A 16421-nucleotide genomic window follows, 5' to 3' on the forward strand; every position below is an offset into this window, starting at 1 on the left:
TTATGACTTCAGAAACACAGAATGGCGGTGACTTGCCCGTACAAGGCAACAACGCAGATTATGGCGAAGGTTCAATCCAGATTCTCGAAGGCCTGGAAGCGGTCCGAAAGCGTCCTGGCATGTACATCGGTGACACGTCCGATGGTACCGGTTTGCATCACCTTGTGTTCGAAGTCGTTGACAACTCGATTGACGAGGCCTTGGCGGGTCACTGCGATGACATCGTGGTGACTATTCATGCAGACAATTCAATCAGCGTGACCGACAACGGGCGGGGCATTCCGACCGGCGTAAAGATGGATGACAAGAATGAGCCCAAGCGCTCTGCGTCTGAGATTGCGCTGACTGAATTGCATGCTGGCGGCAAATTCAACCAAAACAGTTACAAGGTTTCGGGTGGTTTGCACGGGGTGGGTGTTAGTTGTGTGAACGCCTTGTCGAGCTGGTTGCGTTTGATTGTTCGCCGTGAAGGCAAGGTGCATCAGCTGGAGTTTGCCCGTGGTTTTGTTCAAAACAGAATCATTGAGCAGGTAGACGGTGTGGATGTGTCGCCCATGAAAATTGTGGGTACCACTGACAAGCGTGGTACTGAAGTTCACTTTCTGCCCGACACTGAAATTTTTCAACACAACAACGATTTTCACTATGAAATTCTGGCCAAGCGCTTGCGTGAACTCAGCTTCCTGAACAATGGGGTGCGTATTCGTCTGAAAGACGAGCGTACTGGCAAGGAAGACGATTTCGCCGGCAGTGGCGGCGTGATGGGTTTTGTTGAATTCATCAATGCCAACAAGAAAATTTTGCATCCGAATACGTTTTATGCAGCGGGTGAACGCCCAGCCGAAACTTATGGTGGTATTCCCGGCACCAGCATTGGTGTTGAAGTGTCGATGCAATGGAACGACGGCTTTAATGAATCGGTGCTGTGTTTCACCAACAACATTCCGCAACGTGATGGTGGTACACACCTGACCGGCTTGCGCGCCGCCATGACCCGAGTGATTGGCAAGTACATTGAAGTCAATGAAATTGCCAAGAAGCAGAAAGTGGAAGTGACAGGCGATGACATGCGCGAAGGCCTCTGCTGCGTGCTGTCGGTGAAAGTGCCTGAACCCAAGTTTTCAAGCCAAACCAAAGACAAACTGGTGTCCAGCGAGGTGCGTGCACCTGTAGAAGACATTGTGGCCAAGGTGCTCAGTGAGTTTTTGGAAGAGCGGCCTAACGATGCCAAGCTGATTTGCAGCAAGATTGTTGAAGCAGCGCGTGCTCGCGAAGCTGCGCGCAAAGCGCGCGACATGACACGCCGCAAAGGTGTACTGGATGGCGTTGGTTTGCCGGGCAAACTCGCCGATTGTCAGGAACGTGACCCTGCCAAATGCGAAATTTACATTGTTGAGGGCGACTCTGCGGGTGGCTCAGCCAAACAGGGACGTGACCGTAAATTTCAGGCCATTTTGCCGCTGCGCGGCAAGGTACTCAACGTTGAAAAAGCCCGATTCGACAAGTTGCTGACTTCGGAGCAAATTACCACGCTGATTACTGCCTTGGGTACCAGCATTGGCAAGGACGACTTCAACCTGGCCAAGTTGCGCTATCACCGCATCATCATCATGACCGATGCGGACGTGGACGGCGCACACATTCGTACACTTTTGCTGACTCTGCTTTATCGCCAAATGCCGGAATTGGTTGAACACGGCCATGTGTACATTGCGCAACCGCCGCTGTACAAAGTAAAGCACGGTAAAGATGAGCGTTACCTGAAAGACGATCAGGAAGAGGCGCAGTACATGCTGACCATTGCCATGGAAAAAGCGGCGCTGATTCCTGGTGAAGGCAAAGACCCAATCAAGGGTGAAGCACTGGAAGAACTGGCTCGACAGTTTGTGACTGTGGAAGCAGTGGTGCGTCGTTTAAGCCGAATGATCGATCCCGATGTACTGAACGCGATTGTGGAAGGCGTTGAACTGGATCTTGATTCAGAACAAGCATCCAAGGCAAGCGCAGCCCGTTTGCAAGCCGTACTCGACCCCGCAATCATGACTGTGTTTTCGCAGTTCGATGAGCAAAGTGACAAGCACCGTGTGTTGATTCACCGTCGCCACCATGGCAACGTGCGTGTCACCACAATCGATCCTGACTTTGTTCATGGTGCGGATTATCCACTGTTGGCCCATGCCGCGAAAACCTTCAAAGGCTTGATTTCCGAAGGCGCCGAAATTCAGCGTGGCGAAGGTGAAAAGCAAAAGGTGCAAGCAGTGCAAAGCTTCCGCGAGGCCATGCACTGGTTGCGCGAACAGGCAGAAAAAGCGATTACCAAACAGCGCTACAAAGGTTTGGGTGAGATGAACCCGCAGCAGTTGTGGGAGACCACCATGGACCCCACAGTGCGCCGTTTGCTGCGTGTTCAAATTGAAGATGCGATTGCGGCAGATCAAATTTTCACGACCCTGATGGGCGATGAAGTTGAACCCCGTCGTGCGTTCATCGAGAGCAACGCTTTGAAAGCCGGCAATATTGACGTTTAAGCACAACGTCCTTGATCAGATAATCACAATCTTCGATTAAGCTCAAACCCCACACACTCCGTTGTGGGGTTTTTTATTGGGGATGCAACTTCATGGAATCCAGCAAAGCAAGGTGGATCGGCCTGTCTGTTATTGCGTTGGCTTGTGTACTTTACTCCATGGACCTGACGGTATTGAATCTCGCAATACCCGCCATTAGTGCTGATCTACAGCCCAGCAGCGCGCAGCTGCTTTGGATTGTTGATATTTATGGATTCATGGTGGCTGGTGCCTTGATCACGATGGGCACACTGGGTGACCGAATTGGTCGCAGGCGTTTGTTGATGATTGGTGCCGCTGCATTCGGTGTGGCTTCGGTTTTGGCGGCATTCTCAAACAGTGCTGAAATGTTGATCGTGACCCGTGCTTTGCACGGTTTGGCAGGCGCCACAATTGCACCCTCCACACTTTCACTGATTCGAAACATGTTCGATGATCCCGCCGAGCGCATGAAGGCAATTGGTATCTGGATCAGCAGTTTTTCAATTGGCGCAGTGATGGGGCCTTTGGTCGGCGGAGTATTGCTGGAATATTTCTGGTGGGGCTCGGTTTTCTTGATCAATGTTCCGGTGATGATTTTGCTGTTGATACTTGCGCCACGCCTGTTGCCTGAATACAAGGATGAATCTGCAGGTCGCATGGATCTGCCCAGTGCAGCGCTTTCACTTAGTGCGGTACTTCTTCTCATTTATGCACTGAAAGACACTGCGGAACAGGGCGTGAACACGATGGGCGCCTTGAGTTTCGTAGGGGGGTTGGCGCTTGGCGTGTGGTTCGTGCGCAGGCAAGCTGCTTTGAAGGACCCGCTGATTGATCTAAACCTGTTCAAGGCACCAGGTTTTAAAGCGGTGTTGGGCACTTACCTGTTGAGTTGCCTGACCATGTTTGGTGTCTACGTTTACATTGCCCAATACTTGCAATTGGTGCTGGGCTTGACACCTTTGGTGGCGGGGGCCTGGACAGTGCCCTGGGCCCTGGCTTTTGTGGTGGGCACCAACATCATGCCTTGGCTGGCCAAACAATTGGGGCAAGCCAAATTGGTTGTGTTTGGATTGTTGGGCACGGCGATTGGCTTTGCCGGCCTGGCTTTGTTGAGCATTAAAGCCGACATGGATTTGCTTGTGTTCGCCACGGTGATACTTGCTTTGGGTTTGTCCCCAATGTTTACTTTGGGCACAGAATTGATCATCAGCAGTGCCCCACCCGAGAAGGCTGGCGCGGCATCTGCATTGGCAGAAACGGGTGCTGAATTCGGCGGTGCAGTGGGTATTGCAGTATTCGGCAGCATTGGTGTGGCCATTTACCGGGACCGCATGGAGAGTTTGTTGAACCCAGCCTGGCCAAGCGAGATTCAGCGTGCCGCCCAGGATACACTGGGTGGGGCTTTGGCTTCTGCCGTTCAATTGCCTGCAATTGAACAAATCAGTTTGTTGCAAGCCGCCAGGCATGCCTTTATGGAAGGCATGCAACTGACTTCAATCGCTGGCGCGGTACTCATGTTGCTGGCCAGTGTACTGGCGTACAAAAGCCTGAAGCACCTGCGTACTTCGCACTAAGCGGACCCTTTAATTTTTCTTCAGGTTCCAGGTAACACGCATGCGGGCCACGGTGTGCCCGCTTGCATCACTGACTTCGACCTCAACCGGAAAGTTGATTTTTCCAGTGGTGCGAAGTGTTTTCTTCAGTGGTGAAATGGCTTGCGCCACCTTGGCCTGGGCATTGATCAGGCCCAATGCAGGTTGTAGCACCTCAAACTCAACCTGAGCGGCTACTGGCCTAACTCCCAAAATAACCGAGGCAAAGCCACCCGCCATGGCTGCACCGGAGCAGGTCTCGGCCAGAGTAAACAAAGCACCGTCAGCAAGCTTGCCAGTGTCGTCCAGCAGTTCGGGCTTCTGTGCCATTTCACAACGCGCCACGCCATCGCCCATGCTGCTTAACCGCACGCCACAGGCTTTGGCAAAAGGCACTTTGCCATCCATTTGCATCTTGACCAGGGGTCGCATGATCAGGGTAAGCAGTGTGTCCAGCATTATTGCTCTCCTTGAAGCAATGTGAACTGAATGTGAAGTTCAGCCAGGGGTTCGTTGGCCTCGTTGTTCAAGGTGCTCACCGTGTGCGCCACTCTGTTGTCGAAATCAATTGTGGGCGCTGCGGTGTGTATCCAAACAGGCCCTTTCGCGGGTCGTTTGTAAGAAATTCTGCTGGTATAAGCAGCGATTTTCCAACCATGGCTGTGCAGTGCCAATGCCTGTAGCAGCCGCACTTTTGCATCCGCTTGAGCGGCGGTAAACAAGGCGCCAGCATGCAAAGTACCAATGTGATTTTTCAGAAAAGAATCAAAACCCAGTTGAACATGTTCTTCTGAGTTTTTGTTCACAGTGCCCAGTTTGGCAAACTGGAAAAAAGGATTGCTGGCCAGTGTTTGGACCAGGCGCATGGCATTCATTCAGTGTCTCCTTTGGGTTGCGAGAAACGCGTGTGTACGGTGTTCAAAAATTTCAGCACGGTGTCAATTTCCTCCGTGGTGAAACCTTCGACCAGTTGTTTGTTTAATTTGACCAACAAGGGTTTGGCGGCCTGCATTTTGTCCCTGCCTTTGTTGGTCATTCTCAGGTGAGCCACGCGGCCGTCCTCTTGTGAAACTACCCGTTCAATCAGTTTGGCGGTTTTCATGCGTTGCACCAGACCCGTCATGGCGGAGCTGTTCAAACCAAGCACTTCGCCAAGTTCTTGCATGGAAGCCTGTGGAAACTTGTCCAGCGCAAACAGCAAACTGACTTGTGCGGCCGGTACACCAATGGCTTGTTCAACGCCACTGTCGGCGTGGCGATAAAGTACAGCGCGCGCACGGTTCAGCATGAAAAAAAGACGACGATCCATGTACATTCCAATTATTACGTATGCGTAATATATTGAAATTAAGTGGGGTCGTCAATTAATACGTGTGTGTAATAAATCAAACGGAGTTAGAACCTGGGTCGTTTACTGCGATAGACCTGTGAGTTCTCGCGGTGACTGAAAACCAATTGCCACAGCATGCCTTTGCGGGCACGGAAGTAAGCTGCGCAGGTCATCAGGTAATACGTCCACATGCGGTGAAAACGTTCATCGTAATTGGCTTGAAGTGTGGGCCAAGCCTTTTCAACATTGGCATGCCAGGCCATCAGTGTTTTGTCGTAATCCGTGCCAAAGTTGTGCCAGTCTTCCAGCACCAGTCTGCCGTCAACATGTTCGGCAATTTCGCTGGGCGATGGAATTTTTCCGTTCGGAAAAATGTATTTGTCGATCCAGGGATCAGTGGCCTCGGTTTTATTAAAGCCGCCAATGGTGTGCAACAAAAAAAGACCATCGGGTTTTAAAAGACGGTGCACCGCTTCAAAATAGGCTGGGTAGTTTTTTAAGCCCACATGTTCAAACATCCCCACGGACACCACTTTGTCGTATTGGCCTTGCAAGTCGCGGTAATCAATCAATTCAATTTCTACAGGCAAACCGGCACAACGCGTCCGGGCATATTGTTGTTGCTGCGCCGATACGGTGATACCCAGCACTTGCACATCAAAATGAGTTGCTGCGTACCAAGCCAACCCACCCCAGCCACAACCGATGTCCAGCAATTTTTCACCAGGCTGTAACTGCAATTTTTGGCAAATCATGTCGAGTTTGTGCAACTGTGCCTGTTCAAGATTCCGGGCTTGTTCCCAGTAAGCACATGAATAGATCATGAGCGGATCGAGCATGGCTTCAAACAGGTCATTGCCAGTGTCGTAATGGTGTTCACCCACTTGAAATGCGCGTGTGGGCGCTTGCAGATTAATGACTTTCTCGCGCAAAGCAAGCATTAACCATTGCATTTTGGTCCAGGCTTTGGTGTGTTCGTCGGCATTGTTTCGCATCAATCGAAACATCATTTCGTCGAGTCGCGCCACGGTCCACCAACCATTCATGTAGGCCTCGCCCAGGCCGATAGAACCATGGCTGAGTACAGCGTTGAACAAGCGTTCGTCGAGTATCTGAATGTCGTAGGGTTCAGTGCCGTTAATGTGTATGCCAGCGCTGTGCAACAGGCCTGCAATAGGCTTGGGTACCTTTTGGGCATCAACCAAATCGTGCGGGTGTGTTTTCATAGAACCTGTGAAGTGGCTATGACGACAAACCGATTATTGCAGACTTGACTAATGCTTGCCAAACAAGCTGTCGGGGCAAGAGTTCAGCGTGCAAACCGGAATGCGGGAACACCTGGCGGGGGTGTTTTGTTGATATTGCCTTCCCAGCCTTCTATACGTGCGGCCACGTGTGCGAGCCCCTGAACCAGCAAGGTAGGGGCGGACAGCAGGAACATCAGGATGCCAATGTTGGTCATGGAAAAATTCACCGGGAAGTTTCCGTCGGTGCTGACAGTCGTGGGGCCGCCTGTGGCGTCGGCGGCAATCGGAATGAAAGTACCGAAGATAAGTGCCAACACGGCGCCCCCGAAAAAGCGCCCCAGGCTGTTGCACATGGAACGTGACGCAGGGCTTGTACCCACAGCGTTGTTCACAAAAAGTGCCATGTTGTTGAATATTCGCGACAGGTTGGCATTCGATGCCAAGACCACGTTCATGTTGAACAAACGCATGCCTTCGGCAATTTTTATACAGGCACGTGTAACGGGGCCGTATTGGTGAATATTTTTGGCCATGTACTCGCCTTTAAAGCAGTTTTTTGCTGCTCTGCTGGGGTCGCTCATTTTCTTGGCTTGTGCTTTTTGGTAGCTCTCGCTGGCCCATTTTCGCAAGGTGGGCGCTATTTGGGTGTTGGCCACGCGATCAAGCAATGCCGCGGGGTAGGCAAGTGTTTTAAGGGCAAAATTGTGGATGGCCGGCGCAAGAATTTCTTCGGTTTGTCGACGGGCATCTTGAATGGCTTTTGCATGCGGGTTGTTAACATCCATGTGGTCTACAGTGCTTGCCAGCGCAACATAGTGACTTTCTTTGGTGGTGACTGCTTTGGCATAGCGGTAGCGTGCCCAAAGGGTGGCTGATTCGCCTGCCGGTTTTTCAACCTGCATGTATTGCCCCAAAGCGGTTTTAAGAGCCTGCATGTTTTCAAGGTCGCTTTTGCCGGGGTCAATTGCGGCCAGTGCAGCATTCAAAACAATGGGAACGCCTTGAGCATCCAGACTGTTCGATTTGATTTTTTTCAGAATGTGATGTTTGCCCTGCATTGCTTTGGCCATGATCTGGATCAGCTCGGGTTTGCCTTTGATGGATTTGAGTTGTGACAGTATTTTTTGAAGATTTTCGCTGACGTCTTTTGAAAGGTTTTCTTTCTGTTTCGTGTTGACCTTGTGTTTTTGAACCGCGATTTGGCTGGCCAGGCCAGCGCAAAAGCCCAAGAAACCCAGGGCAGAAGAAGCCACCGGAAATGCGATGAGCAAAGTCAAAATACCCTGACCCAAGAAAGTGGCACTGTTGCTGGAGAGGCCCCGTATTGCGCTCAATAATTCGGTAGTGGCCACACCGATGAACCCAAGCATTCCAAACATGAAAAGTTTGTTCTTGGTGCTTTTTTCATCCACACCATGGGCAGCAGTGTTGCGCATCACGTTGTAAGTCATGCCAGTGGGTGCGGCATTCATTTCGCAAAGGCCATGCAAGGCATGGCTTAACTTGGAGAATCGACGGGCCCACAGATTGCGAGAGGTGGTTCCGTTTTCCTTGTTGTAGTAATTGGGGCTGTAGCGAATATAGTCTTCCCGCATCAAGCGGTTTTGAACACCGCTGGAATTCCACACTGCGTCGTCATACTCGTCTTCTGTCAGTGCGCGGCCCAGCGCGTTTGATTTTTGGGTTGCTTGGTAGTCTTTCCGCAGAATGGCTGCTTCGGAGTATTGTTTGGATTCAAAATGCGCTTTTGCAACTACTTGAATGGCACGCGTGGAGCTCACAAAGTCACAGATTTTTTTCCAGGCAGTGCGCTGTTTGTAGACGTCACCATGCACATGTTTATTGCCTGATTTGCGGGCAATATTGTTCTTGATCCCACGGTCAAGCGCGGGCGTGATCATGTTCGGTGAGACAGTAATTTGCAGGGCCACGACAGGTCTCCAGAACGCACGATTCAGGTGCATTTCATTTTTTCTTTGACCCTAAACATGTCACAAACTGTGAATTTGTCCAAAAGCGGGCAAATAGGTGTCACTCGTTGTGTGTCACTTTATTCGTTAAAGTTTGACAAAATCAGGGTTTCCCCTATTTTTTGTGCACCGCAATAGCGCAGTACTTGAACTCGGGAATTTTTCCATCGGGGTCGAGTGCTGCGTGGGTTAGTTTGTTGATTGCTGCCTCGGCATAACAAAAAGGCACAAATACATGGCCCGGTGGTGTGCCCGTGTCGGCGCGTGCAAACAGTTGAATCTCACCGCGGCGGGATTGAAGCCGAATGGTGCTGCCAGCCTCAATGTTCAAGGCTTTTAAATCTTCGGGATGAAGCAGTGCGGTGGGTTCGGGTTCAATGGCATCCAGAACGCTGGCGCGACGGGTCATGCTGCCAGTGTGCCAGTGTTCCAGTTGTCGTCCGGTGATCAATACAAAGGGAAACTCGGAATCAGGTTTTTCAGCAGCCCCACGGTATCGGGCTGGCACCAGGCGAGCTTTTCCATTGGGTGTCGGGAAGTGCTCTGTAAACACCACGGCTTGGCCAATGTCTCCTTCATGGGCGCAGGGGTAAACCAAAGCGTGCTCGCTTTGCAGGCGTTGCCAGGTAATGCCCTCAATGCTGTGCATGGCGCGGCGCATTTCATCAAACACTTCTTCCACACTGTTGTACTGCCAGTCCAGCCCCAGTCCTTGTGCAATACTTTGAATGATCCACAGGTCTTGCCGTGCTTGTCCCGGCGGGTCGATGGCTTGTTGCCCAAGTTGCACCAGGCGATCGGTGTTGGTGAAGGTGCCGGTTTTTTCAGGAAAAGCGCTGGCGGGTAAAACAACATTGGCAAGGCTTGCCGTTTCGGTCAGGAAGATGTCTTGCACCACCAGAAAATCGAGTGCGGCCAGTGCCTTTCGGGCATGGTTTAAATCGGGGTCGGACATGGCCGGATTTTCACCGAGTATGTACATGCCTTTGACCTCACCAGCGAGAATGGCTTGCATGGTCTCGACACGGTGAGCCCGGGGGTGTTGGAAAGTGGCGTGTTCCAAAGCGCCTCGAACCGTTGTTGTGCTTCGGGATTGCACACCTGTTGGTAGTCCGGGTACATCATGGGGATCAGCCCGGCGTCTGATGCGCCCTGCACATTGTTTTGACCGCGCAAGGGATGAAGGCCCGTGCCAGGTCGACCAATTTGACCGGTGATCAGTGCCAGTGATATCAGGCAGCGCGCGTTGTCGGTGCCGTGGGTGTGCTGTGAAATACCCATGCCCCACAAAATGATGGATGCACTGGATGTGGCATACAGGCGGGCCACTGCACGCAATTCAACCGGTGAAATGCCACAGATGGATGACATGGCCTCGGGTGTGCAGGCGCTGACATTCGCTTTCAGGTCATCAAAGCCTTCGGTACGTTGATCAATGAATTCCCGATCAATCAGGTTTTCTTCGATGATGATGTGCAACAAGGCATTGAGCAGTGCCACGTCACTGTCGGCCTTGAACTGTAAAAAATGGGTGGCGTGCCGTGCCAGGTCTGAACGCCTGGGGTCAGCCACAATCAGTTTGGCGCCGTTTTTAACCGCGTTTTTAATCCAGGTGGCGCCCACAGGATGATTCACTGTGGGGTTGGCACCAATTACGAAGATCACTTCGGCCTGGTTTACATCCATCACAGGGTTGGACACGGCTCCCGACCCAATACCCTCCAGCAATGCGGCCACTGACGAGGCGTGACACAGGCGGGTGCAGTGGTCAACATTGTTGGTACCAAAACCGGTGCGAACCAGTTTTTGAAACAGATAGGCTTCCTCGTTGCTGCATTTGGCAGAGCCAAAACCAGCCAGTGCATGGTCGCCATGCGTGGATTTAATTTGCTTGAACCGGCTGGCGATCAAGGCCAGTGCTTCGTCCCAAGTGGCTGGGCGAAATGCGCTATTCACTTGTTCTGGATCCAGCAGATCGACCGGGTTTTTGGTAACTCCTTCGCGGCGAACCAGCGGTTGGGTGAGCCGTTGTTCGTGGTGAACATAGTCAAAGCCATAGCGGCCTTTCACGCACAGGCGGCCTTCATTGGCGGGTCCCTTGCGACCTTCGACACGCAAAATGGTATTGCCCTTCACGTGGTAAGTAAGCTGACAGCCCACACCGCAATAAGGGCATACGGAATCCACTGTTTTATCTGCGGGCTGGTGTGCCGCAGCTTTGGCCTGGCTCAGCGCACCGGTGGGGCAGGCTTGCACGCATTCGCCGCAGGCCACGCAGGTGGATTGGGCCAGCGCATCACCTTGATCAAACACAATTGCGGCGTGCTCACCGCGAAAAGCAAGGCCAATGACATCGTTCACCTGCACGTCCCGGCAGGCGCGCACGCAGCGGGTGCACTGAATACAATGGTCCATGTTCACTGCAATTGCAGGGTGCGACAGGTCGGCGGGCACGGCTGCCCGCGCGTCAAACCGGCTGCCTTCAATGTCCATTTGCTGGCACCAGTGGGTCAATTCATTGTCGGTTTTCAGCGCTTTTGGGTTTGCGTGGTTGGGCATGTCGGCCAGCAACAGTTCCAGCACCATTTTTTGCGCGGCAATGGCCTTGGTGGAGTCGGTGTGCACCACCATGCCTGCCACGGCCTGTCTGCAACACGAGGCGGCCAGGGTGCGTTCGTCCTCCACTTCGACCACGCAGGCGCGGCAGTTGCCCGCAGCTTCAAGGCCGGCTTTGTAGCAAAGGTGAGGTACATCGATGCCTTCGCGCTGGGTAATCTGCAGCAGGGTTTCACCGGGCAGGGCTTCAACAGTTTGGCCGTTGAGCTGTAAGCGGATCATTTGCGAGGCGTTCATGATTTGCTGCCTCTTGGCTCGAATTCCAATTCCTGAGGAAAGTAGCGGATGACACAATCAATTGGATTGGGGGCCGCCTGGCCCAGACCGCAAATGGAGGCATCGCGCATGACGGCAGAAAGCTCCTGCAACAACGGTACATTCCATCGGGGTTGATTGATCAAGGCCAGGGCTTTGGCGGTACCAGTGCGGCAGGGAGTGCATTGCCCGCAGCTTTCATGCACGAAAAACCGCATCAGATTGCGGGCCATGTTCACAGCGCTGTCCGCTTGAGAGAACACTACAACAGCCGCGGAGCCGATGAAGCAGCCGTGGGGTTGCAGGGTGTCGAAATCAAGTGGCACATCGGCCAGTACCGCAGGCAATATTCCGCCAGACGCTCCGCCTGGCAAATAGCCATAAAGGGTGTGGCCGGGCTGCATGCCATCGCAGTACTCGGAAATCAGCTCGTTCAGGGTGATACCTGCCGGGGCTAGGTGAACGCCGGGTTTATTCACGCGCCCTGATACAGAATACGACCGTAGACCACTTCGCCCGTGGCGTCCCTGTTCGGAAAACCAGCTGGCCCCTTTTTCCAGGATGGCAGGCACCCAGTACAGGGTTTCAAAGTTGTGAACCAGCGTGGGTTTGTTGAACAACCCCACCTGCGCAACGTAAGGTGGGCGTAGCCTTGGTAATCCACGTTTGCCTTCAATTGACTCCAGCATGGCCGATTCTTCACCGCAAATGTAGGCGCCTGCGCCACGACGAAGTTCAATGGTGGGCATGTTGGCCATGGGTGGGTTGGCTTTGAGAAGGGCCAGTTCGTTTTGCAGCATGGCCCGGCAGGCGTGGTATTCGTCGCGCAGGTAAATGTAAATGGCGCTGGCTTGAACGGCCCAAGCGGCAATCAGCATGCCCTCCAAAAACTGATGTGGGTTGTGTTCAAGGTAGCTGCGGTCTTTGAAGGTACCGGGTTCGCCTTCATCGATGTTCACAGCCATCAAACGGGGTGCGTTTTGCTCGCGCACAATGCCCCACTTTTTACCGGCTGGAAAACCCGCGCCACCCAAACCGCGCAAGCCTGAATTCGAGAGGGTGTTGATAAGCGATTCAACCGTGCGTTTCCCCGTTACACATTCGTGCAAAAGTTGATAACCCCCTGCGGCTTTGTATTGGGCTACACCAGTGTGGCGCGGTGGCAAGGCCTTGGTGTGCTGACCAAATGCTGCTTCCATAATTTCATGGTGATTGGCCCAGCCCATTTCATGCTGGCCCACAGCCACTGCCGGAGCTTGCTCGCAACGCCCAATGCAGGGTACCGCTTGAACCCGCACGGTGCTGCCAAGCAGTGCAGGCAATTTCTCAATCAGTTCTTCTGCTCCCGCCATGCAACAAGACGGGCCATTGCACACACGCACAGTGAGATCGTGGTTTGCGGAGTGTTCGGAGTCCACCACATCGAAGTGATGGTAGAAGGTAGCCACTTCGAACACTTCGGTTTGTGACAACTTCAGGCATTCAGCCAGCGCGGCCAGGTGAGGTTTGGGCAGACAGCCGAGGTGGTCCTGCAGCAGGTGGAGGTATTCAATCAGCAGGTCGCGGCGCAATGTTTCCCCACCCAGAACGGCAAGAACTTCGGACACGCAGTGGGGGTTTGCTTGACGACCTTTGGGTTTGCCGCGGTGTTGTTGCGTAAAGTCAACAGCAGTTGCAATCGGTATGATTGCTGGGTTCATCTCATCTCCGCCTTCTGTTGTTCGCCCTATTAGGCCGCTATTGAACTTACACGGTCCTTTCTAGGACCAAGGGGTTGTGGTGAAGTTCATCGTAAACCTGCAGCTCAATTTGCCGTTAGTGGATTCTGTCAACCCAAGTTTGCTGCACTGCGGTAGCATCCTCCTCTTGAATCAGTTTTCGAAAAATGTGTATGAAAAACAAGCCTTTTGGCATTTTCCTGGCGTCCGTGTTGGCCTTGGTGTTGTCTGCCTGTGCCACGGTTGCACCGCCAGTTGCGCCTTTGCCTGAACCTGTACCGGCTGCCCAGGCTCAAGACCCGGTTGTACCGAAAACCCGCGAGCCTGTGATTGCCTTGGTGCTGGGCGGCGGTGGTGTGAAGGGTTTTGCCCATGTGGGCGTGATCAAGGTGCTGGAAAGCCACGGTATCAAACCCAGCATTGTGGTGGGTACCAGTGCAGGCAGCTTTGTGGGTGCTTTGTATGCCAGTGGCATGAACGCTTACACCTTGCAAAGCGTGGCTTTGGGTATGCAGGAAGCCGACATTCGCGACCTGACCTTGAGCAGCCAGGGGTTCTTGATAGGCGACAAACTGCAGCAGTATGTGAATACGCAAGTGAAAAACAAGGCCATTCATCAGTTCCCGATTCGTTTTGCAGCTGTGGCCACCGACCTAGAAAGCGGTGAGAAGGTTGCCTTTAACTACGGAAACGCTGGGCAGGCAGTGCGTGCGTCGTGCAGCATTCCAAACGTATTTTTACCTACCCGTATCGGAAAACGCCAGTTTGTGGATGGTGGTTTGGTAAGCCCTGTACCTGTGCTGACTGCCCGTGAAATGGGCGCCGATGTGGTGATTGCGGTGGATATTTCTGCAAAACCACGCACTGGAGCAGGTGCCATGGGATGGTGGGGGTTGCTCGACCAAAGCATCAATATTCTGAGCCAACAAGCCATTCGTGCCGAGTTGGCCCGGGCCGATGTGGTGATACAACCCAGTGTGCAACATGCTGATGCATTGAATCTGGACCAGCGCCATGAGTTTTTGCTGGAAGGCGAAAAAGTGGCGCAGAAACTGGTGCCAAAAATTCAGGCTGCCATACAGGGAAGTCGCGAACGGCTGATGGCACAGGCAAACCCGCAGGCACGGCTCTAAATTTTCGCAGTACAATGCCTTGATGACAAAAGAAAAAACAGGGCATGCAGACATGGGTTCGCTGACGGACAAACCCACAATTTTGATCGCTGAAGACCACCCCATGATTTCGATCATGTTGGCTGACATGATCGACCAGCTGGTCACCCACAGTGAAATTATTGTGGTGGAAAGCATGGAGAAGGCCAGAGCCATTCGGGCTGAGCCAGACTTGGTTATTGCCGATTTGGACCTCCCCGACTCCAAGGGCGTGGGTACCATCAACACCTTTGCAGTGCTGTTTCCACAATGCCCAAAACTGATTTGTTCGGGCGTGCTCGACAAAAACCTGGCGCGTGAGGCTGAGCGGGCTGGCTATTTTTACGTGAACAAGGCCAGCACCTACCCTGAACTGCTTCGTGCCCTTCAAAATTTGCTGATACAGGCGGGTGTGCTTGACGATGTGCCCAAAGGCGCGGAGAAGGCTGCCAACGAATATCATTCCAACATTTATGCCCCGGGGTCGGACAAACCCTTGACCTGGAAGCAGGTGGAAATCATGCGCAAAACCGCCGAAGGCTTGTCGGCCAAGGAAGTGGCGCGTGAAATGGACATCAGCCGGATACGGTGCGTGGGCACATCAAGGAAATATTCTTGCGCTTGGGTGCAAAAAACAAAGGTCAGGCTGTTGATATTTTCATTCGGGCTGAACGCAAAGCGCGCTTGCTCGATTCTTGAACACCGCTGGCTGGGAGGCCAAGATGATCCGTTCGATGCGTTCCTTACTTGCCTTTTTCGTGGCCCTGTTTGCCTTGGTATTCACCGGTACAGTGGCGGCCGCAGATTTAAGCGGCATCACCAGCAAAGAGGCAGTAACTGCCTTGCGTACCACGCTCAGCAAAGGTGCCGATGCTGCAGTGGGCAGCTTGGGCAAGGCCGATGGTTTTTTGGGCAACCCGGCTGTGCGAATTAAACTGCCGGAGTACCTGGAGAACAGCAAGGGTTTGCTGAAAATGGTGGGCATGGGTTCACAGCTGGATCAAATGGAAATCAGCATGAACCGCGCGGCGGAAGCGGCGGTGCCACAGGCCAAAGCCGTACTGAAAAAGACCATTCAAAACATGACAGTTGAAGACGCCAAACAAGTACTGAGTGGCGGTGACACCGCAGTGACCGACTTTTTCAGAAGCAAATCCCAGGCCGATTTGTACACCCAGCTGCTGCCGATTGTGAAAGGCAAAACCGCGCAGGTGGGTTTGGCCCAGCAATACAATGCCTTGGCCGAGAAGGGCAGCCGCTTTGGCTTGGTGAAGGCCGAAGACGCCAACCTGGAAGGCTATGTCACCAACAAGGCGCTTGATGCGTTGTTTTTAATGGTGGCTGAGGAAGAGAAAGCGATTCGGGCCAACCCGGTTGCGGCGGGCAGTGCCGTGCTTAAAAAAGTGTTTGGGAGTTTGAAGTGAAGAAAATGATTCATTTGGCGGTTTTGTCTGCCGCCGTGGCTTTGGCAGCCTGTTCTGAACATCATGACCATGGTGCAGAGTCGGGCCATTCTCACGATGCGCCTGCTGTAGCAGAGCAGGCGGCAGCACCCGCGCAGGTGCAAGACGGAATTTCGGTTCAGAACGCCTGGGTGCGCCCCACTGTGGGCGAGCAGGACGCCACTGGTGCCTATTTGACCATTACCAGTCAGGAACCCATGTCCTTGGTTGGCGTGGCCACCCCGGCCGCTGAAATTGCCGAAGTGCATGAAATGAAAATGGACGGCGACATCATGCGCATGCGCATGGCCGAGCGCATTGAAATGAAGGCGGGCGAGCCGCTGGAATTAAAGCCGGGTGGCTACCATGTGATGCTGATGGCTTTAACCGCACCGGTTGAGGTTGGCCAGGAAATTGAACTGAGCCTGCAATTTGAGAAAGCCGATGGCAGCAAAATTGAAATGCCGGTGAAAGCGGTGGCAGGCCAGAATGCAGCAGGTGACCACCACAGCCAGGGTGGCGGCGGTGATCACAAACACTAAATGCCCAGC

The 16421-nt window shown here is 53.1% G+C and carries 12 protein-coding genes and 1 pseudogene; 6 read left to right on the top strand and 7 right to left on the bottom strand.

The genetic code is table 11. The features are described from left to right. The first annotated feature begins 2 nt into the window (after window positions 1-2). Together gyrB and BSZ31_RS04755 are read left to right on the top strand one after the other, a co-directional pair. Window positions 3-2528 (top strand): DNA topoisomerase (ATP-hydrolyzing) subunit B, encoded by a 2526-nt coding sequence (gene gyrB / locus BSZ31_RS04750; RefSeq protein WP_105027771.1) that lies wholly within the window; start codon window positions 3-5, stop codon window positions 2526-2528. Between the two features lie 92 nt (window positions 2529-2620). Next, window positions 2621-4123 (top strand): MFS transporter, encoded by a 1503-nt coding sequence (locus BSZ31_RS04755; protein WP_105027772.1) that lies wholly within the window; start codon window positions 2621-2623, stop codon window positions 4121-4123. A 9-nt stretch (window positions 4124-4132) separates the two neighbouring features. Here BSZ31_RS04755 and BSZ31_RS04760 read toward each other — a convergent pair whose 3' ends face one another. The 7 genes and pseudogenes from BSZ31_RS04760 to BSZ31_RS04790 form a co-directional block, all read right to left on the bottom strand. After that, window positions 4133-4600 carry a PaaI family thioesterase gene (locus BSZ31_RS04760; RefSeq protein WP_105027773.1) on the bottom strand — a complete coding sequence of 156 codons (468 nt, stop codon included), beginning with the start codon at window positions 4598-4600 and terminating at the stop codon, window positions 4133-4135. Continuing rightward, complete coding sequence (locus BSZ31_RS04765) at window positions 4600-5016, bottom strand: DUF4442 domain-containing protein (protein ID WP_105027774.1); 417 nt, start codon at window positions 5014-5016, stop codon at window positions 4600-4602. Before BSZ31_RS04765 ends, BSZ31_RS04760 begins: the two co-directional genes overlap by 1 nt. After that, window positions 5013-5450, bottom strand: coding sequence for a MarR family winged helix-turn-helix transcriptional regulator (locus BSZ31_RS04770; protein WP_168426849.1), 438 nt, complete (start codon window positions 5448-5450; stop codon window positions 5013-5015). The genes BSZ31_RS04765 and BSZ31_RS04770 overlap by 4 nt, the downstream gene beginning before the upstream one ends. Before the next feature lie 86 nt (window positions 5451-5536). Next, window positions 5537-6697 (bottom strand): cyclopropane fatty acyl phospholipid synthase, encoded by a 1161-nt coding sequence (gene cfa / locus BSZ31_RS04775; RefSeq protein WP_105027776.1) that lies wholly within the window; start codon window positions 6695-6697, stop codon window positions 5537-5539. Window positions 6698-6780: 83 nt separating this feature from the next. Beyond that, window positions 6781-8682, bottom strand: coding sequence for a hypothetical protein (locus tag BSZ31_RS04780; protein ID WP_146106601.1), 1902 nt, complete (start codon window positions 8680-8682; stop codon window positions 6781-6783). A 121-nt stretch (window positions 8683-8803) separates the two neighbouring features. Next, window positions 8804-11541: pseudogene (gene fdhF, locus BSZ31_RS04785) on the bottom strand (formate dehydrogenase subunit alpha). Further along, entirely contained in the window at window positions 11538-13259 is a 1722-nt protein-coding gene (locus BSZ31_RS04790) for an NADH-ubiquinone oxidoreductase-F iron-sulfur binding region domain-containing protein (RefSeq protein ID WP_105027778.1), read from the bottom strand. Before BSZ31_RS04790 ends, fdhF begins: the two are co-directional and overlap by 4 nt. Before the next feature lie 191 nt (window positions 13260-13450). On the opposite strand from BSZ31_RS04790, the gene BSZ31_RS04795 reads away from it, so the two are divergent. Genes BSZ31_RS04795 through BSZ31_RS04810 form a run of 4 tightly spaced genes read left to right on the top strand, consistent with a single transcriptional unit; the run spans window position 13451 to window position 16412 of the window. Then, complete coding sequence (locus tag BSZ31_RS04795; protein WP_105027779.1) at window positions 13451-14410, top strand: patatin-like phospholipase family protein; 960 nt, start codon at window positions 13451-13453, stop codon at window positions 14408-14410. 22 nt (window positions 14411-14432) lie between these two features. Next, window positions 14433-15362, top strand: a complete 930-nt coding sequence (locus BSZ31_RS04800) for a response regulator transcription factor (protein WP_105027780.1) — start codon at window positions 14433-14435, stop codon at window positions 15360-15362. Continuing rightward, window positions 15271-15852: a DUF4197 domain-containing protein gene (locus BSZ31_RS04805; RefSeq protein WP_168426782.1), complete on the top strand. Its 582-nt coding sequence runs from the start codon at window positions 15271-15273 to the stop codon at window positions 15850-15852. The genes BSZ31_RS04800 and BSZ31_RS04805 overlap by 92 nt, the downstream gene beginning before the upstream one ends. Before the next feature lie 5 nt (window positions 15853-15857). After that, window positions 15858-16412 carry a copper chaperone PCu(A)C gene (locus BSZ31_RS04810; protein ID WP_105029747.1) on the top strand — a complete coding sequence of 185 codons (555 nt, stop codon included), beginning with the start codon at window positions 15858-15860 and terminating at the stop codon, window positions 16410-16412. Window positions 16413-16421 lie beyond the last annotated feature (9 nt).

Origin of the sequence: Limnobacter sp. SAORIC-690, assembly GCF_002954425.1 — a bacterium.
Lineage (GTDB): Bacteria > Pseudomonadota > Gammaproteobacteria > Burkholderiales > Burkholderiaceae_B > Limnobacter > Limnobacter profundi.